Origin of the sequence: Microbulbifer sp. ALW1 (assembly GCF_009903625.1) — a bacterium.
Classification (GTDB): Bacteria; Pseudomonadota; Gammaproteobacteria; order Pseudomonadales; family Cellvibrionaceae; genus Microbulbifer.
Window position 1 is genome coordinate 1,602,886 of record NZ_CP047569.1, and the last position, 20,757, is coordinate 1,623,642.

At 55.4% G+C, this 20,757-nt stretch carries 18 protein-coding genes and 1 pseudogene; 10 read left to right on the top strand and 9 right to left on the bottom strand.

Annotated features, from left to right (window positions below; all coding sequences use genetic code 11):
* Positions 1–284 precede the first annotated feature (284 nt).
* The 3 genes from grpE (at position 285) to dnaJ (ending at position 4,209) form a co-directional block, all read left to right on the top strand.
* Positions 285–887, top strand: coding sequence for a nucleotide exchange factor GrpE (gene grpE, locus GRX76_RS06565; RefSeq protein ID WP_160152577.1), 603 nt, complete (start codon positions 285–287; stop codon positions 885–887).
* Positions 888–1,018: 131 nt separating this feature from the next.
* Positions 1,019–2,950: a molecular chaperone DnaK gene (gene dnaK / locus GRX76_RS06570; RefSeq protein ID WP_160152578.1), complete on the top strand. Its 1,932-nt coding sequence runs from the start codon at positions 1,019–1,021 to the stop codon at positions 2,948–2,950.
* Between the two features lie 134 nt (positions 2,951–3,084).
* Positions 3,085–4,209: a molecular chaperone DnaJ gene (dnaJ, locus tag GRX76_RS06575; protein WP_160152579.1), complete on the top strand. Its 1,125-nt coding sequence runs from the start codon at positions 3,085–3,087 to the stop codon at positions 4,207–4,209.
* A gap of 84 nt (positions 4,210–4,293) precedes the next feature.
* Here the strand turns inward: dnaJ and GRX76_RS06580 are convergent, their stop codons facing one another.
* Positions 4,294–4,737, bottom strand: a complete 444-nt coding sequence (locus GRX76_RS06580) for a hypothetical protein (RefSeq protein WP_160152580.1) — start codon at positions 4,735–4,737, stop codon at positions 4,294–4,296.
* A gap of 231 nt (positions 4,738–4,968) precedes the next feature.
* Between GRX76_RS06580 and dapB the strand changes: the two genes are divergently transcribed.
* The 7 genes and pseudogenes from dapB to greA all read left to right on the top strand — a co-directional run bounded on the left by dapB (position 4,969) and on the right by greA (position 13,556).
* Entirely contained in the window at positions 4,969–5,778 is an 810-nt protein-coding gene (gene dapB / locus GRX76_RS06585; RefSeq protein WP_160152581.1) for a 4-hydroxy-tetrahydrodipicolinate reductase, read from the top strand.
* Positions 5,779–5,830: 52 nt separating this feature from the next.
* Positions 5,831–6,235 (top strand): annotated as a pseudogene (locus GRX76_RS19260) (ATP-dependent zinc protease); the annotation flags it as partial.
* 84 nt (positions 6,236–6,319) lie between these two features.
* Positions 6,320–7,240, top strand: coding sequence for a 30S ribosomal protein S6--L-glutamate ligase (rimK, locus tag GRX76_RS06590; protein WP_236250636.1), 921 nt, complete (start codon positions 6,320–6,322; stop codon positions 7,238–7,240).
* 188 nt (positions 7,241–7,428) lie between these two features.
* Complete coding sequence (locus GRX76_RS06595; RefSeq protein WP_236250580.1) at positions 7,429–8,070, top strand: YfiR family protein; 642 nt, start codon at positions 7,429–7,431, stop codon at positions 8,068–8,070.
* Positions 8,071–8,520: 450 nt separating this feature from the next.
* The gene (carA, locus tag GRX76_RS06600; protein ID WP_160154852.1) at positions 8,521–9,669 is read left to right on the top strand and encodes a glutamine-hydrolyzing carbamoyl-phosphate synthase small subunit; all 1,149 of its coding nucleotides are present in this window, start codon (positions 8,521–8,523) and stop codon (positions 9,667–9,669) included.
* Positions 9,670–9,738: 69 nt separating this feature from the next.
* Entirely contained in the window at positions 9,739–12,969 is a 3,231-nt protein-coding gene (gene carB / locus GRX76_RS06605; RefSeq protein ID WP_160152583.1) for a carbamoyl-phosphate synthase large subunit, read from the top strand.
* 110 nt (positions 12,970–13,079) lie between these two features.
* The gene (gene greA, locus GRX76_RS06610) at positions 13,080–13,556 is read left to right on the top strand and encodes a transcription elongation factor GreA (RefSeq protein ID WP_160152584.1); all 477 of its coding nucleotides are present in this window, start codon (positions 13,080–13,082) and stop codon (positions 13,554–13,556) included.
* A gap of 72 nt (positions 13,557–13,628) precedes the next feature.
* On the opposite strand, the gene GRX76_RS06615 is transcribed toward greA, so the two are convergent.
* From GRX76_RS06615 to GRX76_RS06650, 8 genes are all read right to left on the bottom strand, one after another.
* Positions 13,629–14,504 (bottom strand): hypothetical protein, encoded by an 876-nt coding sequence (locus tag GRX76_RS06615; protein ID WP_160152585.1) that lies wholly within the window; start codon positions 14,502–14,504, stop codon positions 13,629–13,631.
* Between the two features lie 120 nt (positions 14,505–14,624).
* A complete protein-coding gene (locus tag GRX76_RS06620; RefSeq protein WP_160152586.1) occupies positions 14,625–15,497 on the bottom strand; it encodes a hypothetical protein in 873 nt (290 codons plus the stop codon).
* A gap of 586 nt (positions 15,498–16,083) precedes the next feature.
* Positions 16,084–17,028, bottom strand: a complete 945-nt coding sequence (locus GRX76_RS06625; RefSeq protein ID WP_160152587.1) for a hypothetical protein — start codon at positions 17,026–17,028, stop codon at positions 16,084–16,086.
* Positions 17,029–17,074: 46 nt separating this feature from the next.
* The gene (locus GRX76_RS06630; protein ID WP_160152588.1) at positions 17,075–17,647 is read right to left on the bottom strand and encodes a curlin; all 573 of its coding nucleotides are present in this window, start codon (positions 17,645–17,647) and stop codon (positions 17,075–17,077) included.
* Between the two features lie 38 nt (positions 17,648–17,685).
* Positions 17,686–18,549, bottom strand: a complete 864-nt coding sequence (locus GRX76_RS06635; protein ID WP_160152589.1) for a CsgG/HfaB family protein — start codon at positions 18,547–18,549, stop codon at positions 17,686–17,688.
* 118 nt (positions 18,550–18,667) lie between these two features.
* Positions 18,668–19,087, bottom strand: coding sequence for a curli assembly protein CsgF (locus tag GRX76_RS06640; RefSeq protein WP_160152590.1), 420 nt, complete (start codon positions 19,085–19,087; stop codon positions 18,668–18,670).
* Positions 19,087–19,518, bottom strand: coding sequence for a curli production assembly/transport protein CsgE (locus GRX76_RS06645; RefSeq protein ID WP_236250581.1), 432 nt, complete (start codon positions 19,516–19,518; stop codon positions 19,087–19,089). Before GRX76_RS06645 ends, GRX76_RS06640 begins: the two co-directional genes overlap by 1 nt.
* Positions 19,519–19,526: 8 nt before the next feature.
* Positions 19,527–20,120 (bottom strand): response regulator transcription factor, encoded by a 594-nt coding sequence (locus tag GRX76_RS06650; RefSeq protein WP_160152592.1) that lies wholly within the window; start codon positions 20,118–20,120, stop codon positions 19,527–19,529.
* Between the last annotated feature and the right edge of the window lie 637 nt (positions 20,121–20,757).

Sequence of the window (20,757 nt, forward strand, 5' to 3'; positions counted from 1 at the left end):
GTGGTTGTTTATACAGTATTTGGGGGCGCGGTTTCAATCACCCCGGGCGCTGTTTGTGCGGCGATCGATTCCCGGGGGTTGGTCTCGCCACAGCTGCATTGCCACCTTACCCTGTGGTTTGCTCCGCCGCGTGAGGGCCTTGATTCCGGACTGCAGCGGTATCACTTGAAGTGCCTCGGGCCGCCCCCATATAGCCCTTCACCCCCGGTTCGGCGCGGCCGTACCGGCGAGTTACTCATTTGACCTATTGGCAGTAGACCGACGGACTACAGACGGAGAAAGCAGTGGCCAAAGAGCGCAGCGAAGAACAACAGATCGGCGAGCAGGCCGAAATCGAGCAGCCCAGTGCAGAAGAGCAGCACGCCGCCGAGGAGGCTCTGGCGGAAGAGCTGGCCGCCGAAGGTGAAGCTGGTGAAGAAGGTGCGTTGGTAGAGGAAATCGCCTCCCTGCACCAGCAACTGGCAGATCACAAAGACATGGTGCTGCGCGCCCAGGCCGAGGTGCAGAATGCCCGCCGCCGCGCCCAGCAGGACGTGGAAAAGGCCCACAAGTTTGGCGTGGAGAAGCTGATCAAGGATCTGCTGCCGGTGGTGGACAACCTCGAGCGCGCTATTGCCACCATCGACAGCGAACACGAAGCCCACAAGGCGGTGGTCGAAGGCATTGAGCTGACCCAGAAGTCCTTTATCGACACCCTGACCAAGTCGGGCGTGGAAGTGCTCGACCCGGCGGGTGAACCCTTCGACCCGGAGCTGCACCAGGCCATGGCCCAGGTGCCTAACGGCGATGTAGAGCCAAATACCGTGCTCGAGGTCTTCCAGAAAGGCTACCGCCTGAACGGCCGCCTGGTTCGACCGGCGATGGTCGTGGTCAGCAAGGCGCCGTAAGGCAGAAATAGAAATCCCTGCGCTGGGTGCCCTTGAAAACAAAACGACGGCACCAATATAAGCAGCAACCGAATACAAACGTGCGCCGCCAGGACAGAATCCGGCGCGCAGCAAAGTGAGGAATCAAACCAATGGGAAAAATCATCGGCATCGACCTGGGTACTACCAACAGCTGTGTGGCAGTACTGGACGGCGACAAAGCGCGCGTTATTGAGAACGCCGAAGGCGATCGCACTACGCCTTCCATCGTTGCGTTCACCGACGACAACGAAGTACTGGTTGGCCAGTCCGCCAAGCGCCAGTCCGTGACCAACCCGACCAACACGCTGTACGCCGTCAAGCGCCTGATCGGCCGCAAGTTCAAAGACGACGTAGTACAGAAAGACATCAAAATGGTGCCTTACTCCATCGTTGAAGCCGACAACGGCGATGCCTGGGTGGAAGTGAAGGGCGACAAGAAAGCACCGCCGCAGATCTCTGCCGAAGTGCTGAAGAAAATGAAGAAAACCGCGGAAGATTTCCTCGGTGAGAAAGTAGACGCAGCGGTAATTACCGTACCGGCCTACTTCAACGACTCCCAGCGCCAGGCCACCAAAGACGCCGGCCGCATCGCCGGTCTGGACGTGAAGCGCATCATCAACGAGCCGACTGCGGCTGCGCTGGCTTACGGTCTCGACAAGAAAGGTGGTGACCGCACCATCGCGGTTTACGACCTGGGTGGCGGTACCTTCGATATCTCCATCATCGAAATTGCCGACGTTGACGGTGAAATGCAGTTTGAAGTGCTGTCCACCAATGGTGACACCTTCCTCGGTGGTGAAGACTTCGACCTGCGCCTGATCGACTACCTCGCCGAGCAGTTCAAGAAAGACCAGGGCATCGACCTGAAAGGCGACCCCCTGGCCATGCAGCGTCTGAAAGAAGCCGCTGAAAAAGCCAAGATCGAGCTGTCTTCCAGCCAGCAGACCGAAGTGAACCTGCCGTACATCACCGCAGACGCTACTGGTCCCAAGCACCTGGTTGTGAAACTGACCCGCGCCAAGCTGGAAAGCCTGGTGGAAGATCTGGTTACCCGCTCCCTGGAGCCGGTAAAAACGGCTCTGGCTGACGCCGACCTGTCTGCCTCCGGCATCGACGAAGTGATCCTGGTGGGCGGTCAGACCCGCATGCCGCTGGTACAGTCCAAGGTGACTGAATTCTTCGGCAAAGAGCCGCGTAAAGATGTGAACCCGGACGAAGCGGTTGCCGTTGGTGCAGCGATCCAGGGTGCGGTTTTGGGCGGTGACGTGAAAGACGTGCTGCTGCTGGACGTAACCCCGCTGACCCTGGGTATCGAAACCATGGGTGGCGTGGCCACTCCTCTGATCGACAAGAACACCACCATCCCGACCAAAAAGTCCCAGGTGTTCTCTACTGCTGATGACAACCAGACTGCCGTGACCATTCACGTGGTACAGGGTGAGCGCAAGCAGGCGGCACAGAACAAGTCCCTGGGTCGTTTTGACCTGGCTGACATCCCGCCGGCGCCGCGCGGCATGCCGCAGATCGAAGTGACCTTCGACATCGATGCCAACGGCATCCTGCACGTGCACGCCAAAGACAAGGCGACTGGCAAAGAGCAGTCCATCGTGATCAAGGCCTCTTCCGGTCTGTCCGATGAAGAGATCGAAAAAATGGTACAGGACGCCGAGGCCAACGCCGAAGCGGACAAGCAGTTCGAGGAGCTGGTCACCACCCGCAACACCCTCGACGGCCTGATCTCTGCCACCAAGAAAACCCTGGAAGAAGCCGGTGACAAGGCGACTGCGGAAGAGAAAGCCGCAATCGACGCCGCTCTGGCAGAAGCCGAGGAAGCGGTAAAAGGCAACGACAAGGCGGCCATGGAAGCCGCTACCACCAAACTGACCGAAGCCTCCGGCCCGGTAGCCCAGAAGATGTACGCGGAGCAGGCGCAGGCCGGCGAAGCGGCCGCGGAACAGGCGGAGCAGGCCCAGTCCGGTGGTGACGACGCAGTGGACGCTGAGTTCGAAGAAGTCAAAGACGACAAGAAAGAAGACAAGTAACTCCGCAAGAGTAACAACGACTTGTCTCAGCCCTCGGGGAGCCGGTAGCCCGGCTTCTCAGGGGCAATAAAAAAGGCGCGGGGCTCAATTGAGCTTTCGCGCCTTCTGCAGTTTTAAAAAGAACACACAGAGCTATGTCCAAACGCGATTACTATGAAGTCCTCGGCGTCAGCAAGGGCGCGGATGAAAAGGAGCTGAAAAAAGCTTACCGCCGGGTGGCGATGAAATTTCACCCGGACCGCAACCCCGACGATAAAGAGGCGGAAAATAAATTCAAAGAGGCCAACGAGGCCTACGAAGTACTTTCTGATCCGCAGAAAAAAGCGGCCTACGACCAGTTTGGTCACGCCGGTGTAGACGGCCAGGCGGGCGGCGCAGGTGCCGGCGGCTTTGGTGGCTTCTCGGATATCTTCGGTGATGTGTTTGGCGATATCTTTGGTGGCGGCGCCGGTGGCGGCCGTCGCGGTCCCCAGCGCGGTTCCGACCTGCGCTATGACCTGGATCTGGACCTGGAAGACGCGGTGCGCGGCACCACGGTCAAGATCAAGGTGCCGACCCTGGCCAACTGTGGCACCTGTCACGGTTCCGGCGCCAAGGCTGGCTCCAAGCCCCAGACCTGTGGCACCTGTGGCGGTGCTGGTCAGGTGCGCATGCAGCAGGGCTTCTTCTCTGTGCAGCAGACCTGCCCCAACTGTCGTGGACGCGGCACCGTAATCAGTGACCCCTGCGGCAGCTGTCACGGCCGTGGCCGGGTGGAAGAAACCAAGACCCTTTCCGTGAAAGTGCCGCCGGGTGTGGATACCGGTGATCGCATCCGCCTCGCAGGTGAAGGCGAAGCCGGTCCGGACGGCGGACCTGCGGGCGACCTCTATGTGCAGGTGATGGTGCGTGAACACGAACTGTTCCAGCGCGATGGCAAAAACCTGTACTGCGAAGTGCCGATCAGTTTTGTCACCGCGGCACTGGGCGGCGAGATGGAAGTGCCCACCCTGGATGGCAAGGTCAAACTGAAAATTCCAGCGGAAAGCCAGACCGGTAAGCTGTTCCGCCTGCGCGGTAAGGGGGTAACCCCGGTGCGCGGTGGCGCTCCCGGTGACCTGCTGTGCCGGGTAGTGGTGGAAACGCCGGTCAATCTGTCTGCCAAGCAGAAAGAGTTGCTGGAAGAGTTTGCCAATACCTTGAGCGAAAAGAAAAACTCCCCCCGTCAGACCGGTTGGTTTGAGGGAGTGAAGAATTTCTTCGGCGATATGAAACTCTGAAGCTATACGATTTTTCGTTAGCGCGAAAAGCCCGGATCCTTGGATTCGGGCTTTTTACTTTTTGCTGTCTATCCGCCTGCTTTGTCAGTTCTCTGCAAGGCGGCGCCGGAACTCATCGTGAAATTCGTTCTGGAGCTTTTTCAGTTCTTCCAGTTGTTCCGCATTCAGGATAGGGACCATCTCCGCCCTGAGGGCTGCACGGGTGGCGATGATCTTCGCGTCCAGCTCCTCCTTCTGTTCCCGCGTCAGCTTGGGCATTTTGCCGTCGGCAAACCCATAGTCTTTGAGGATCATCAGTTTAAGGTCGAAACTTTTGTCCAGTAGTGGCAGTGCCTTGTCTTCCTGTTCCGGGGTCAGTTTCAGTCGCAGGCTGACCCAGTCGGTAATATCGTCATACTTCTCCCAGAAGTCGTCGCCGAGTCCGGTACTATCCACGGCTTTGCCGGTGGAGACCACGGTGAACAGCAGCAGGGCAAACAGGGCGGCGGACAGGGAAGACCAGAAAGGATTGCGAGACTCCGGGGACATGCTTGGCGCTCCGTACATCGGGATATTTAAAGCCTAGTAGAGGATTTGCGCGCCGCAAGGCATACCCGGCAGTCACTGGTCTGTTATGTTGTGTGCAGTCGCGGAGAGAGTCCGGCTGCGGGTGCTGCTGCGGGGATTGGTGATGGAGCCCCCGGCTGAATACGGTATTGCCCACCGGGAAAACCGGGGTAGAATCCGCGCCTTTCACAGCCCGGCCGAAGGAGAAGAGACATGGCGGTAAAAGTAGCAATCACAGGATTTGGCGGCCGTATGGGGCGCGTGCTGGCGGAAGCGCTGGTACAGGCTGAGCAGGATGGCAAGGCGCGACTGAGCGCTGCGATTGTTCGCCCGGGCTCCACTCTGGTGGGCGCGGACGCGGGTGAAGTGGCCGGTATCGGTCGCAACGGCCTGGCAATCGTCGATAGCCTGGAGCAGGCGGAATTTGATGTGCTGATCGATTTCACCGCTCCCCAGGCAACCCTTGAAAACGCGGCTTATTGCGCCGAACACGGGAAAGCCATCGTCATCGGAACTACCGGTTTCACAGCAGATCAGAAAGCGCAGATGCTGAGTGCCGGTGACAAGACCCCGCTGTGTTTCGCAACCAATTTCTCCACCGGTGTGAATCTGTGCTTTAACTTACTGGAAACTGCAGCGCGGGTTCTGGGCAACGATGTCGATATCGAAATTGTCGAAGCCCATCACCGTCACAAAGTGGATGCACCCTCCGGCACCGCGCTCAGCATGGGTGAAGTGATTGCGGATACCCTGGGGCGGGACCTGTCCAAAGTGGCGGTTTACGGCCGTGAAGGGCAAACCGGCGAGCGCGCACGCGAAACCATCGGCTTTGCCACCGTGCGTGGCGGCGATGTGGTGGGGGAGCACACGGTATCTTTCCTTGCCGATGGCGAGCGCATAGAAATTACCCACAAGGCCAGCAGTCGGCTGGCATTTGCCCGTGGCGCCGTACGCGCCGCGGTCTGGTTACATGGCCGTGCAGCGGGGCGCTACGACATGCGCGACGTTCTGGCCCTTAAATAATCTGGTCCTCAAACAAAGGCGACCACCTTGTTCGGGGTCTGCTTAGGAGTCTGTGTTGGAAAAGAAAATCATTGTTGGCAGTGAAGAGTGGTGCGCCTTTCCTGGGCTGGGTATTCCCGCCATCAAGGCGCGAGTGGACTCCGGTGCCAAAACCTCCAGTCTGCACGCTTACAATATCCAGCCGTTCAATCGCAATGGCGAACCCTGGGTAAGCTTTGAGGCGCATCCGCTGCAGAACCTGCGTCGTCCGCGGGTGCGTTGTGAGGCGCGGGTTTTGGACAAGCGCACCGTGCGCAGTTCATCCGGCGATGCGGAAAAGCGCATCGTCATCAAAACCAGCCTCAGCATTGGTGGCAGCGTCTGGGATATTGAACTGACCCTGACCAATCGCGACACCATGGGTTACCGCATGCTGCTCGGCCGCGAGGCAATGATGGGGCGGATGCTGGTGGATCCCTCCGAGAGCTTCTGCCTGGGTGAAATTCCGCCGAGCCAGCTGGAGGAGTACTACCGCGACGAGCACCATATTGCCGGCACCGGGCTGCGTATCGGGGTACTCGCATCCAACCCGGACCTCTACAGCAATCAGCGGATCATGGAAGCGGGGGCCGAGCGCGGTCACCGTATGACCTTCCTGAACATTCGCCAGTGCTATATGAAGCTGGATGCGGCGGAGCCGGAAGTGCACTACCGGGATGGCCGTATCCTCAACAACCTGGATGCGATCATTCCGCGTATTCGTCCCAGCCAGACGTTTTATGGCTGTGCGCTTACCCGCCACTTTGAAAGCATGGGGGTCTTCGCACTGAACGGCTCCCAGTCCATCAGCCAGTCCCGGGACAAGCTGTACTCCCTGCAGTTGCTGCAGGAAGGCGGATTGAACATCCCAATCTCGGGTTTCGCCAATTCGCCGATGGATACCAACGAGCTGATCGACATGGTGGGCGGTGCACCGCTGATCGTGAAACTGCTCGAAGGGACCCAGGGGCGCGGCGTGGTCCTGGCGGAAACCCGCAAGGCCGCGGAATCCGTAATCAACGCCTTCAAATCCCTGAAAGTGAACCTGCTGGTGCAGGAGTTCATCCGCGAGGCCCAGGGCAAGGACCTGCGCCTGTTTGTGGTCGATGGCAAAGTGTTTGCTGCGATTCAGCGGGAGGCGGCGCCAGGAGAGTTTCGCGCCAACATCCATCAGGGTGGTACCGCCTCGGTGGTCAAGATCCTGCCGGAAGAGCGCAAGCTGGCGATCAAGGCCGCCAAGGTGTTGGGCCTGAAAGTCGCCGGCGTGGACATTATCCGCTCCAAGAAAGGCCCGCTACTGCTGGAGGTGAACTCCTCTCCGGGTCTGGAAGGCATTGAAAGCGCCACCCGCAAGGACGTGGCCGGGTCCATGATCATGGCCATTGAAAAAGCGCTGAAGTGGCGCCCCACCATCAAGCCGGTGGAGCTGCCAGACAGCGAGTGATTCGCCACTGACCTGTGGCTGAGAAGTCCGGAACTGACTGCTGAGAAGCGGTCAGTTCCGGCGCTAGATTCTGGCGCGCAGCTGCTGCCTTTCCGTTGGTGGCTGCGGTTGGCCGGTACTAGTCTTTTGGGGTGCACCGCCCGGTTCAGGTTTTCACACTTTGTGATCCCAAGTTGTGACCCCAAAAGATGTTGAAGTCAGAAAATAAAGCTCCTGCCGCCAATCCGCTGGCCGTTTCTGCGACGGGGGGACTTTCCCGCATACCCGTCCGCTTCCGTCCCGATCGTCTCGGTTTCCTGTTTCTTGTCATGCTCGTGTGTCTGTCTCCGCTGAAGGCCGCTGCCAGCGAGCACCTGTCAGACAGCGATCTCGGGCGCAAGGTGATGGTGGACTATATCGTGCATTTCGCCCATCACCTGCAGTGGCCCATTGATGTTTTCAACGGGACAAACGCGCCCTTCCGGATTTGTGTCATGGGCGAGGATCAACTGGTAGCCCCGCTGACCGCGCGGCTCAACCGGCACCGGGTGCAGGGGCGTCTGGTGGCGCTGGAGGAAGTCCACGACGGTGAAATGCTGCGCGCGCGCCGCTGCCAGATCATTGTCATGGGCGATATGACTGCTGAGCAATTGCTGAAGGCGGTGGGAGCACTGGAATTCTTCCCGGTACTGACAGTGAGCGATTTCAGCCGTTTTGCGGCCTTGGGCGGTATGGTCGAGTTTGCCGGTAGCGGCGGCAATATGGCGCTGCAGCTAAATAAGACCCGGTTGGAGCGGGCTGAATTGAAAATGGGCAACAGCCTGTTCCGGCTGAGTCGGCAGGTGAATTGACTGACAGGTTTTGTGCTGCCCGGGGCATCTCTCGGTTTGCTGTCGCTGTGGTCGGGTTTGGCGCATATTTGTACTGGCGGCCGGGGCTGTTTTCCCGTAGAATCTGCGCCCGGCTTGGAAAGGTCCCTCCGCAGTCGCCCGGCGCCGAAAAGTGCATTTTGATGCCATTCTGTGTCCTGGGCCTGAGGCTTTCCCGCCAAGATAAGTGCCGGTGGCAAGCACCGCACACGCAGTGAGAGCCCAAGTGAGCCCTTTAAAAACCGCGCGTGAATAAATTTATAAAAAAGCGAGATGAAGCAGACGTTTCATCTCGCTTTTTTATAAAAGGCACCCGGTAAAAAAGTTGCAGGTGAAACTGCTGCTGACTGTAGGCCCTCTCACCCCGCCCGGAAGCTGTTCTGACGATTGGAGATTGAATTGAACAACGCTGTTCCCACGCCGGAATCCTTGATGCCCAGCACTACCCCGGCTTTGCTGGTGCTCGCTGATGGCAGTGTTTTTCACGGCCGCGCCATCGGCGCCGAAGGCTCAACCGTAGGCGAGGTGGTATTCAACACCTCCATGACCGGTTATCAGGAAATCCTGACAGACCCATCCTACGCCCGCCAGATCGTCACCCTGACTTACCCCCATATCGGCAATACCGGTACCAACTCTGAAGACGAAGAGTGTGCCGAGATCTGGTCTGCCGGTCTGGTGATTCGCGACCTGCCGCTGATGGCCAGTAGCTTCCGCAGCGAGCAGTCGCTGGAGGACTACCTCAAGTCGCGCAACATTGTCGGTATCGCCGATATCGACACCCGCCGCCTGACGCGCATTCTGCGTGACAAGGGTGCGCAGAGCGGCTGCATCGTGGCCGGTGCTCGTGAAGGCGAGAGCATCGACGAAGCCGAAGCCCTGAAAAAGGCCCAGGAATTTGCCGGCCTCAAGGGCATGGACCTGGCCAAGGTCGTCTCTACCAAAGAGAAGTACGACTTCAACGAAGGCACCTGGGAACTGGGCCAGGGCCACAAGCCGGCACCGGCGGCGCAGCCCCACAAGGTAGTGGCCTACGACTTCGGCGTGAAGCGCAACATTCTGCGCATGCTGGTGGACCGCGGCTGCAGCATCACCGTGGTACCGGCGGAAACCCCGGCCTCTGAAGTGCTGGCGATGAACCCGGACGGCGTCTTCCTGTCCAACGGCCCTGGTGACCCTGAGCCTTGCGATTACGCCATCAAGGCGATCAAAGAGATCCTCGACACCGGCCTGCCCACTTACGGCATCTGCCTGGGGCACCAGTTGCTGGGCCTGGCAGTCGGCGCCAAGACCGCAAAAATGAAATTCGGCCACCACGGCGGCAACCACCCGGTGCAGGACCTGAACTCCAGCAAGGTGATGATCACCGCGCAGAACCACGGTTTTGCGGTGGACGTGGACACCCTGCCGGAGAATGTGGAAATCACCCACAAGTCCCTGTTTGACGGCACGCTGCAGGGCATTCGCCTGAAAGACAAGCCGGCTTTCAGCTTCCAGGGACACCCGGAAGCGAGCCCCGGCCCGCACGATGTGGCGCCGCTGTTCGATCAGTTTATCGAGATGATGGAAGCGCGCCGCTAAGCCGCCTCTACTTGAAACGAAGACCAGAATTTTATCCACCGGCTGCGGCCGGCTAGATACGGAAGAAAGATGCCAAAACGCACAGACATTAAAAGCATTCTGATCATCGGTGCCGGCCCCATCGTCATCGGTCAGGCCTGTGAATTTGACTACTCCGGCGCCCAGGCCTGTAAAGCCCTGCGCGAAGAGGGGTTCCGGGTGATCCTGGTGAACTCCAACCCGGCCACCATCATGACCGACCCGGCCATGGCGGATGCCACTTACATCGAGCCGGTGGAGTGGAAAACCGTTGCCAAGATCATCGAGAAAGAGCGCCCGGACGCCATCCTGCCTACCATGGGCGGCCAGACTGCACTGAACTGTGCGCTGGCGCTGGACAAGCACGGCGTGCTGAAAGAGTTTGGCTGTGAGCTGATCGGTGCGGACAAGAACGCCATCGAAAAAGCGGAAGACCGCAACCTGTTCGACAAGGCGATGAAGGCCATTGGCCTCGAGACCCCGCGTGCCAAGATCGTGCACTCCATGGAGGAAGCGAAAAAGGTGCCGGAGGAATTTGGTTTCCCGGTGATCATTCGCCCGTCCTTTACCATGGGTGGTTCCGGCGGTGGTGTGGCCTACAACTGGCCGGAGTTCGAGGAAATCTGCAAACGCGGCCTCGACCTGTCGCCGACCAACGAGCTGCTGATCGACGAGTCCCTGCTCGGCTGGAAAGAGTACGAGATGGAAGTTGTGCGTGACAAAAACGACAACTGCATCATCGTCTGTGCGATCGAAAACTTCGACCCCATGGGTGTGCACACCGGTGACTCCATCACTGTGGCCCCGGCCCAGACCCTCACCGACAAGGAATACCAGCTGATGCGTAACGCATCCATCGCGGTATTGCGCGAGATCGGTGTTGAGACTGGCGGTTCTAACGTGCAGTTCGGTATGGATCCGAAAACCGGCCGCATGGTGATCATCGAGATGAACCCGCGGGTGTCCCGTTCCTCCGCACTGGCCTCCAAGGCCACCGGTTTCCCGATCGCCAAGGTCGCGGCCAAGCTGGCGGTGGGTTACACCCTGGACGAGCTGCAGAACGACATCACCGGCGGTGCGACCCCGGCGTCTTTCGAGCCGTCCATCGATTACGTGGTTACCAAGATTCCGCGCTTCACCTTCGAGAAGTTCGGTGAAGCTGACGCCCGCCTGACCACCCAGATGAAATCCGTGGGTGAGGTGATGGCGATCGGTCGTAACTTTCAAGAGTCCATGCAGAAAGCCCTGCGCGGTCTGGAAGTGGGTTCCTTCGGTTTCGAGCCGAAACTCGACCCGGCAGAAGTGGGCTCCATGGAGAACCTGCGCCGAGAGCTTTCCGTACCGGGCGCCGAGCGTATCTGGTACGTGGGCGATGCCTTCCGTATGGGCCTGAGCATCGACGAGGTTTACGAGCTTTCCGGTATCGACCCCTGGTTCCTGGTGCAGATCAAGGAACTGATGGATATCGAAGAGCCGCTGAAGTCCATGCCGACTTCTGCGCTGGATGCCAAGACCATGCGCTTCCTCAAGCGCAAGGGCTTCTCCGACAAGCGCCTGGCCGACCTATTGGGCGTAAGCCAGAAAACCGTGCGTGAATTCCGCCACAAGCTGGGTGTATTCCCGTCCTACAAGCGTGTGGATACCTGTGCGGCCGAGTTCGCCACCAGCACCGCTTACATGTATTCCACCTACGATGAAGAGTGTGAAGCCGAGCCGACGGACAACAAGAAAATCATGGTACTCGGCGGTGGCCCCAACCGTATCGGTCAGGGCATCGAGTTCGATTACTGCTGTGTACACGCGGCACTGGCCATGCGTGAAGACGGTTACGAGACCATCATGGTCAACTGTAACCCGGAGACGGTTTCCACTGACTACGACACTTCCGACCGCCTCTACTTCGAGCCGGTAACCCTGGAAGACGTGCTGGAAATCGTACGCAAGGAAAAGCCGGTGGGCGTGATCGTCCAGTTTGGTGGCCAGACGCCGCTGAACCTGGCGCGCTACCTGGCCAACGAAGGTGTGCCGATCATCGGTACCACCCCGGAACAGATCGACCGCGCCGAAGACCGCGAGCGCTTCCAGCAGATGATCATGCGCCTCGGCCTCAAGCAGCCGCAGAATGCCATCGTGCGCTCCGAGTACGAAGCGATTCAGCGCGCGAAAGAAGTGGGTTACCCGCTGGTGGTGCGCCCGTCCTACGTACTGGGCGGCCGCGCCATGGAGATCGTCTACAAGGAAGACGAACTCAAGACCTACATGAAGGAAGCGGTAGAAGTTTCCGAAGATGCACCGGTACTGCTGGATCATTTCCTGCACTCCGCCATTGAGGTGGATATCGATGCGGTATCCGACGGCCAGGACGTGGTAATCGGCGCGATCATGCAGCACATCGAACAGTGTGGCGTGCACTCCGGTGACTCCGCCTGCTCCCTGCCGCCCTACAGCCTGCCGGCGGACGTGCAGGACAAGATGCGCGAGCAGGTCAAAGCCATGGCCCGCGAACTGGGCGTGGTTGGCCTGATGAACACCCAGCTGGCCTACCAGGACGGCGAGATCTACGTGATCGAGGTGAACCCGCGCGCTTCCCGGACCGTACCTTTTGTATCCAAGTGCATCGGTACTTCCCTGGCGAAGATCGCCGCGCGCTGTCAGGCCGGTATCAGCCTGGCGGAGCAGGGCTTCACCAAGGAAATTGTGCCGGATTACTACTCCGTCAAAGAGTCGGTATTCCCGTTCAACAAATTCCCGAAAGTGGACCCGATCCTCGGCCCGGAAATGAAATCCACCGGTGAGGTGATGGGTGTAGGTGAAACCTTCGCCGAAGCCTTCGACAAAGGCTTGATCGGTGCGGGTGACGCACTGCCGGAGTCCGGCAAGGTGTTCATCTCCGTGCGCGATGTGGACAAGCCCGGTGTGGTGGATGTGGCTCGCGAGTTGTCCAGTCTGGGCTTCGAGCTGGTGGCTACCCGCGGTACCGCCAAGGTCTTGCAAGATGCTGGCATTACCGTTACAACGGTCAACAAGATGAGCGAAGGTCGCCCGCATATCGTCGATATGATCAAAAATGACGAAATTGCGCTGGTGGTCAACACCACCGAGGGGCGTCAGGCCATTCGCGATTCTGCAGATATCCGTCGCAGTGCCGAGAACCATCAGGTGTGCTACACCACTACGCTGGCTGCGGCCCGCGCCATGGCCATGGCCATGCAGATTGCGGAACCGCATCAGGTGCGTAGCCTGCAGGATCTGCATCAGCGGGTCCGCCACCTGCAAGGCTAGTTGGCATCTGTCTGCTGCTCCTTGTATAAAGGGGCAATAAAACCTTAAGTAAAAAGCTTCGCCGTTTGGCGAAGCTTTTTCGTTGTGAAATGACCATTTTGGAGGTTCCCTTGAACCGCGTACCCATGACCGTAGAGGGCGCAGAAGCCCTGCGAGCAGAACTGGATAACCTGAAGAAAGTAGAGCGCCCGGCGGTAGTACAGGCCATTGCCGAAGCCCGTGAACACGGCGATCTGAAAGAAAACGCCGAGTACCACGCGGCCCGTGAAAAACAGGGTTTTATCGAGGGGCGCATCCAGGAAATCGAAGCCAAGCTTTCCATGGCTCAGGTCATTGATGTAAAGGCGATTGAGCCTAGCGACAAAGTCATTTTCGGCACTACCGTCACCATTATTCACATGGAAAACGACAGTGAAGTGACCTACAAGATCGTAGGTGACGATGAAGCCGATGTGAAAAACAAGAAAATTTCCGTGAACTCCCCGATTGCCCGCGCGCTGATTGGTAAAGAGGTGGGTGACATTGTTGTGGTCAACACTCCGTCGGGCGCCATCGAATATGAGATTGATGCGGTAGCGCACCTGTAATCTCTGGTTTATTTCCAGAATTGAAAAGGCGGCCAAAATGGCCGCCTTTTTGTTTTGAGTGTAACAACGTTCTTACTGCAGGATATTCGCGTGGTTCCCTGAACCAATCTGGGTAATGATCGCTTCGTTCGATGTGGAACTTTGCGAGATATACGCCCGATTGAGATTTCCGTACTGATTCACGATCGCGGAGTTTCCTCCCTGAACCTGCGAAATCACGGCCATATTGGCTATCCCACCCTGATTTATCAGAGCGGTATTATGGCTCGAAGCCTGCGTCACCACGGCAAGGTTGCCAATACCATCCTGGACAATATCCACATTGTTGTACTGACCATGTTGCGTAGTGTGTGCATTATTGCCGAACCCACTCTGGGTGATGGAACTGTAATGACCGCTGCCCACTTGAGTGATACTGGCAATTTGCCAGCTGCCGAACTGCAGAATATGTGCTTCGGAGTCGCTTGCTCCGTACTGGCCAATAAGGCCGTAGTGAACGTCGCCGTATTGTTTGATGGTGGCCATGTTGTCGTAACCGCCATACTGAAAAATACTGGCGACATTACCGCTACCTGCTTGATCGATTAGAGCGTCACTGTTGACAGTGTCAATTTGAAAGGTACTTGCCCAGTTGTGCTGGCCGACCTGATAAATTGTTGCACTGTTATCCGCGCCACCCAATTGCAGTGAGTAAGCATTGTTTAATTGCCCGTACTGCGAGTGGTGCACCAGTCCGCCTAATGAGAGCGTATCGGAACTGTTCTCATTCGATCCACCGTGCTGGGTAATGATAATGACTGAACCGTTGTCAGCGGTCTGATCAATCAACGCCTCGTTGCCATTCCCGGTTTGCGTCAGGATGGCCGTATTGTTGGATGCTATCGTCCAGCCACTGCTAGCCAATAAGACCGCAGCGGATAGAGCAGATAGTAGGGAGGGTACTTTCACTGGATGCTCCCTTATATGAAATGCAAAAAAGGAGTTTACGCACAGAGGTTTATATCTGGTGCCGTAGGTATAAGCTCCGGGTGCCTCGAAAGCACCCGGATCTTATCGCTCGCGATGTAATTACTGGACAATTACACCGAAGTTGCCACCACCGGCTTGCAGACCGATCGCAACGTTGTTATCGGTGAACTGCGTGGTGTAGTGATGGTTAAGCACACCAATTTGACCGGTCAATGAGTAGTTACCATTGCCGTACTGGTGAGTAGAGGCCATATTCAGGAGGCCACCTTGTAGGGTCACCTGAACGTTGTTTTTACCGGACTGGTTAACATCCGCAATATTCACGACACCTACCTGACCGACATAAGAGGTGTTGTTTTTGTTGGACTGCATAACATTGGCATAGTTAGCAATACCCACTTGCAGAATATCGGAATCCTGATTTTTACCAGACTGAGTTGTATGGGCCATGTTGTAATCGCCGTACTGACTAGTGCTGGCTTTGGAACCGAAGCTCCAGATCTGGGTAGTGCTCTGCTCGTTGGATTTACCGTCTTGCTTCACCATTGAATAGTTGCCTGCACCGAAGGTTTGCAGGGTGTGAGATTTGTTGCCCTTGCCATACTGGTCGGTATTCGCGTGGCTGAAGAATTCAAAGATTTGCTGTGTATCGGAGTAGTTGCCGACACCCACTTGCAGGCTGCTGCTTACGTTGCCGAGACCGAGAATTTGCGAGGCGGAAGCCTTGTTGTAGATACCCAGCTGCACTTGGTAAATTTTACCGTAGGCATGGAGTGCCTGGGTGGCATCCGCCTTGTTCACGTAGCCGATCTGGGTCTGGCTGATTAGGTTGTGTGCAGCCAGAAAAGACTGGTCAGCGGTAGCGTTGTTACCACCACCAAGTTGTAGCTGGAGGGCTGTGTTGTCATCTGCCATTACGCTGCCACTGGCGGCGATTAGGATGGCTGCGGCGATCGGGGAAAACGTCTTCATGAGTTGCTCCTTTACTTCGGACGTTAGTACAACCAGCCCCGTGAGACTGGTTAACGATGGCGCAATGAAAAGCGCCATGTTCCATAAGGTGAAGCTCTGTGAGTGGCGTCATTGCCTACTCGGTGGGGCTTCGCTACCTGAATCGTTGAGTGTCAAACCTGTGGTCTAATCCCTGTGGGGGCAGTAAATGACCATGAGTGAGTGCAATTTGATCTTTCGGGTTAAAAAGTGATCATCTTGGTATTGAGTGTTGCTTGCTCATGGGTGGGTCGCTATAGGAGAGAAGTCATGAAAGACTAGGAAGAAAGTACAGTTTTTAATCAGTATTGATTCCGGAAATACCGATTTCATAACCGAATGGATGGGAGGTGTCGCAAAAATTCTTTTTTTGACACGAATTCCAGCTTTTTTGATGCTGTTCTGGATAACCGTTGCGCTTTTAACGAGCGAAAATCACTGGCGTATGATTTAGCTGGCGAGTAGAAGGTAGCGGTGAGAGAGGTTGCCAGGGAATAGTGATTGGCGGGCGTAGCTTGAATTACGCGTATAGGTACACAACAAATCGGTGGGCTGCTAGGTAGCTGGTTTACTGGGTTAAAGAAACCGAATTGCCATTGCCGAATTGCGTCACAACGGCCGTAGCAGAAATACCATTCTGGGAAACTGCGATGTTGTTCAGCGTACCTATCTGACTGACGATGGATTGGTGACTCCCACCCATACCAAATGACCCGTTTTGAGTAATACTCGCTTGGTTGAGAGATCCACTTTGTGTGGCCTTGATATCGTTGTTGTTATCTTCTTGAATTAATTCAATCTGGTTTGCGAAGCCTGACTGGAGTAAATCGGCTTCGTGCAAGCTGCCAGACTGTAGTGTGGTAGCTCGGTTGTATACGCCCTCCTGGTTGGTTGCGGAGAAGTGCGCAAGGCCGCTCTGGTGGGTGCTGGCTTTATTGTCATTTTCAATTTGGCTGACGAAAATGGCACTGTGAAAGCTAGTGTGCTGCGTTAAATTGGCTTGGTTCTCAGCCCCTTTTTGTCTTACCTGCACTCTGTTGAAATTACCATTTTCCTGAGATACCTCAGCCTCGTTGCCATAGCCGCCCTGACGGGTAGTCACTGTGTTCTTGTAGGTGACAGACTGCAATACGGTTACCGAATTTTTAACACCGACCTGTGAACTGTTGATGGTATTCACACGGCCATATTGTTGCTGAGATTCGATGTCGTTGAACAGCCCGTCCTGAACCTGGAGAATACTGCTACCAGACTCTTCCTTCTGAATTCCCTCGGCAGTATTTTGATAGCCCTTCTGGCGCTGTTCGAAATCATTATTCTCGGTGTTTATTTCTGTCTGCCCTGATATCGCGAGATTCTCAATACCGATCTGGTGTTGATAGATGGTGTTCTCTTCGGCATTCAGTTTTTGCGTCGGGAGTGAAATAGCGACGAGCAACGCCACCGCCAATGCCGGAAATGTAGTCGTTACTGATGAAGATATGACAACTTCGCTGGCGTAAACCTGTGGCATGGCTCTGATTCTCATATACCGAACTATTTGAGTGGCAATACGGTTGTCAGTCGTATTGATTCACGGTTGTTGTCATCGAGACACCGGTCTGGGTTACGGCGGTGTGCAGGCCGTTGCCGCGCTGGTTGATGGTTATCTGGTGGGATAATCCAATCTGTTCTACCTTGGCCGAATTATTGACGCCATATTGTGAAATACCCGCCTTGTGGGCAAACCCAATCTGCTCCAGCAGAATCATGTTTTCGTAGCCTGCCTGAACCAGAATGGCGATATTACTCTCACCGAGCTGGCTCAAGGTGGTGCTGTTCGCTTGTCCTGCCTGGCTACTTAACAGAAGGTTTCCATAGCCAGCCTGTTGCACCGTTAGAAAATTAATGGTCCCGTACTGCTGTGCGGAAACATGATTGAAGTTACCTTCCTGATTGATAATGGCCATGTTGGCAACGGAATAACCCAGGGGCTGGTCGATTTCGCTGATCGCGGAAAGTTCGGAACTTCCTAAATAATTCTGGGTATGCCCTGGAGTGCTGAACAGGCCGAAACATACAGCGCCGGTACAAAGCGTCGTCAATTTTCGCGCGCGAAAGTCACCGCACCATGACAAGGTTAGGCTATTCATATCACTTGCTCAGCTGTGTCAGTTATCGATTATCAGCGTTATAAAATTACGGCATTTTCATTCAGGTAGTACTGCAATACCGGGTTATTGATATCTTCCGGGTTTTGCAGCGCCCAGGAATTATTGACAATTCCCTGACTGATTAGGTGAATAACCGCAGATTCCATCGCGGAAAGCATCGCCATCTGAGCGGGTTCGTTGGTTGTGGTGCCAAGTTCAATTTCCAGCAAGCGCTTGAATTTTACATAGCGGAATACATCGGCACTGATTGCTTTCGAGTAAATGGTTTTGGAGGTGAGTACTGTGTGCAGAACTTGACCAGAGCGTATGTCAATGGCACGCAGATTTACGGTGACCTGATCCACCCGGTATTGTTCATCGGCGCCAATACCAAAGTAGCGTGCGCCGGCACCTCCCGTGCGCAAGTTGGTGTCGTAGGCCACTACGCCGCCTTCCAGTAGAACGTTGGCCGCGATTAGCGAGGGCAGCATTATGTTGTTTTCGGGGGCATCTGGCTTGGCCAGGGCGGCGCGAATGATCTTGCGCTCGGTCAGCAGGTTTTGCAGGCCTTCTCTCTCCAGGGGAATGAACCAGCCGGATTCGCTGAGCACGTTCATCAACATGGATGCGGCGCCCTGGGTTACGGCGGTTGAAAAGCTGCTGGCCGGGGCAGGCTTGTACTGTCCCGTTTGATCCCTGAAGTTGTAAACGGCGGCCAGGATTTTCCCCTTGGGCTGGGGGAGATTGACCAGGTCCCGGTAAGTACTGACTCGGGGGGTCAGCTGGGCGTCGGTAATTCCTGGGCCGAACAGGGCGTCACCGGTTTTTTTTACAACTGTGCAACCACTTACTGCCATCAGAAAGGAAAGGGCGGCGGCAAGTTTAGAACCTCTAATAAACATCTCACTTGACTCCAATATTATTCACAATTATTTAGGATTTAGGTGTCAGCTCTGGGTGCTTCTAGGTGGAACTGATAATAGGAATTCCTTTTAGGTGATTCTGAGTGTGTATGGACGATCAGTTGGTTGGATTCAGGCCGCTTACCACGATCTCGCTTTTGTCGCCGGTTGCCCTGTCTGTAATCAAAACGGTCAAGACACCATCGTTGTCGAGAATCTGGACGATAAAATCATCGGTGACCAGTTCGCCGCTATTGCCGTCGCCCACGTCGGTCAGTAACTGGTTGAGCAATCGGGTTTCCAGGGAATCGGTGAACCTGTCCAGGGCACTTGGCTGCTCATAGAGGTCTGCAGGATTGTTCGGATCTTCGTGATCGTCCTGAGACTGAGCATTCTGCAGTAAGAAGGAGCCATTCAGCGGGTTTCCGCCAAAGTTCGGGTTTGTAGGTTCGTAAATGAGTTCTGTGCCAAGCGCAATCGAGCTTCCAAGGGCGACACAGGGCGATAGCAAAATACCAACTATTTTTTTTCTGTTCATCAGAGTTCATCCTTGCCTAAGTCGAAGTGGTCGGTGAAGGCTGCGCGAATTTTTTCTTGCAGTACCATTTCATGAATCATTTGTGAGGCTTGTTCTGCCAAACCTCGAATGTTGTTGGTGCTGGGGCTGATAAATTGCCGGAAAACCGTTTTGTTGTTGTAGGTAATCCAGATCAGGTTGCCCCAGCGTGCGGATGGCCGCTCTTGAATCGTCAGGTTGTAATCACTATCGGGGTACTGCAGGTTTCGGTACTCACTCATGAAGCGGGCGAAATCGTGCCCGGTTCTGGTGATGGTCTGGTCAATATTGAAGCCGCTAATTTCATCTTCAAGGCGTCCGGTATCTTCGTTGGCGGAAGCCACCGGCTCCAGTTCATCGTCGTTGACGCCCTGAGCCAGGGAATAGCTGGTGACGAACAGGAGAAGTATCACCAGAGCTCTCATATCCGCTCGACCTGAAGGTGTAACTTCGCCCAGTTGCTCGCCTGCAGGCGGTTCTTGACACCGATTTTCCGGAAGATGTTGTACATGTGGTTCTTCACGGTGTGTTCACTGAGGTGCAGTCTCGACGCAATAATGCTGTTGGGTTCTCCGGTGGTCAGCTGCGCCAGGATCTCTTGCTCACGCTTGGTCAATAACAGACGGGAGCGGGATTCGGAATCACTCTGGATTCGTGAGTTCTGAATGGCGAAGCCGAGCTTGCCGATCAGGTCCTTTTGCCCGGCGCGGTTGTCACACAGAAACTGAAACTTTCTCTGTTCCAGCGGTTTGGTGATATGGCTGGGAAGGTCCAGCGGGAAATTAATCAAAAGAACCCTGGGATGATCAATATTTTTCAGGTAGTTGAATTCAGCGCTGGGTGTGGACTTAGCGCTAAGCGCAAAGCAGTCAACAATAATTGCGTCGTAGTTTTTCAGGCAGTGTTTTTGACGTCCGAATTCTGATTTTTCCCAGCTGAAATGAAGATGCTCAGAAACGAGTGAGTAGAGTAAATCCCCATGCAGGCCGGAATCGCTCAAAAAGAGAATCGGCATAAATTACCCCATGATTAGCCCAAGATAATCCCAGGTAGAGATTCAAGCGACATCAGATGCAGAAGGGGTTCCCCATTGCACTTCCTCTTCTTACTTCTTTTGCGGGCAAATGCTTTTTTGTGCCCTGGTTTGAGGAGTATGCGCCAGCCCAATTAAGTGGAAAATCTCATTCCTTGAGAAATTTGTATGGAGTGTAGACGGGATTCTCGGGTGCAAGGATGAAGCGGGTGACAGTCGTGAAATAATAATTTCTATTAAAAAATTTTTTTACAATAGCTTTTTTCGAAAGTGATGATGTTCTATTTTTTCTTTTTTTAAAGCTTGGTAGTGATATTTTTTATCATGGCGTGGTGTTGTTTTCATTGCTGAGGTTTTAACGGAGCTGAAGTTTTAATGGGTCTGAGGTTTTAACAGAAGAGTTCCTTAAGATCAGGGTATGAAGTTGTTGGTTCCGGTATGGTTGACAGTGATGGGTATCGCTTTGGTTATGTGCGATTTGAATTTGGAACTCAGGCTATAGGAGAAGAATGCGTCGGTCATGTGGAACTTAATCTAGTCCGCTGCTATTAGTTTGTGAGCTCGGGGTGGTGGTGATCGATAGGGTGGCGCGCTGTTGCTCCTATATTTGGCTATCCGT

Excerpts from the sequence above, each read along its gene's own strand:
- dnaJ (WP_160152579.1), top strand. The coding sequence starts at position 3,085 with ATGTCCAAACGCGATTACTATGAAGTCCTCGGCGTCAGCAAGGGCGCG.
- GRX76_RS06635 (WP_160152589.1), bottom strand. The coding sequence starts at position 18,549 with ATGTTTATTAGAGGTTCTAAACTTGCCGCCGCCCTTTCCTTTCTGATG.
- GRX76_RS06630 (WP_160152588.1), bottom strand. The coding sequence starts at position 17,647 with ATGAATAGCCTAACCTTGTCATGGTGCGGTGACTTTCGCGCGCGAAAA.
- GRX76_RS06595 (WP_236250580.1), top strand. The coding sequence starts at position 7,429 with ATGTTGAAGTCAGAAAATAAAGCTCCTGCCGCCAATCCGCTGGCCGTT.
- carA (WP_160154852.1), top strand. The coding sequence starts at position 8,521 with ATGCCCAGCACTACCCCGGCTTTGCTGGTGCTCGCTGATGGCAGTGTT.
- GRX76_RS06650 (WP_160152592.1), bottom strand. The coding sequence starts at position 20,120 with ATGCCGATTCTCTTTTTGAGCGATTCCGGCCTGCATGGGGATTTACTC.
- dnaK (WP_160152578.1), top strand. The coding sequence starts at position 1,019 with ATGGGAAAAATCATCGGCATCGACCTGGGTACTACCAACAGCTGTGTG.
- dapB (WP_160152581.1), top strand. The coding sequence starts at position 4,969 with ATGGCGGTAAAAGTAGCAATCACAGGATTTGGCGGCCGTATGGGGCGC.
- GRX76_RS06620 (WP_160152586.1), bottom strand. The coding sequence starts at position 15,497 with ATGAAGACGTTTTCCCCGATCGCCGCAGCCATCCTAATCGCCGCCAGT.
- GRX76_RS06625 (WP_160152587.1), bottom strand. The coding sequence starts at position 17,028 with ATGCCACAGGTTTACGCCAGCGAAGTTGTCATATCTTCATCAGTAACG.
- GRX76_RS06580 (WP_160152580.1), bottom strand. The coding sequence starts at position 4,737 with ATGTCCCCGGAGTCTCGCAATCCTTTCTGGTCTTCCCTGTCCGCCGCC.
- carB (WP_160152583.1), top strand. The coding sequence starts at position 9,739 with ATGCCAAAACGCACAGACATTAAAAGCATTCTGATCATCGGTGCCGGC.
- GRX76_RS06640 (WP_160152590.1), bottom strand. The coding sequence starts at position 19,087 with ATGAACAGAAAAAAAATAGTTGGTATTTTGCTATCGCCCTGTGTCGCC.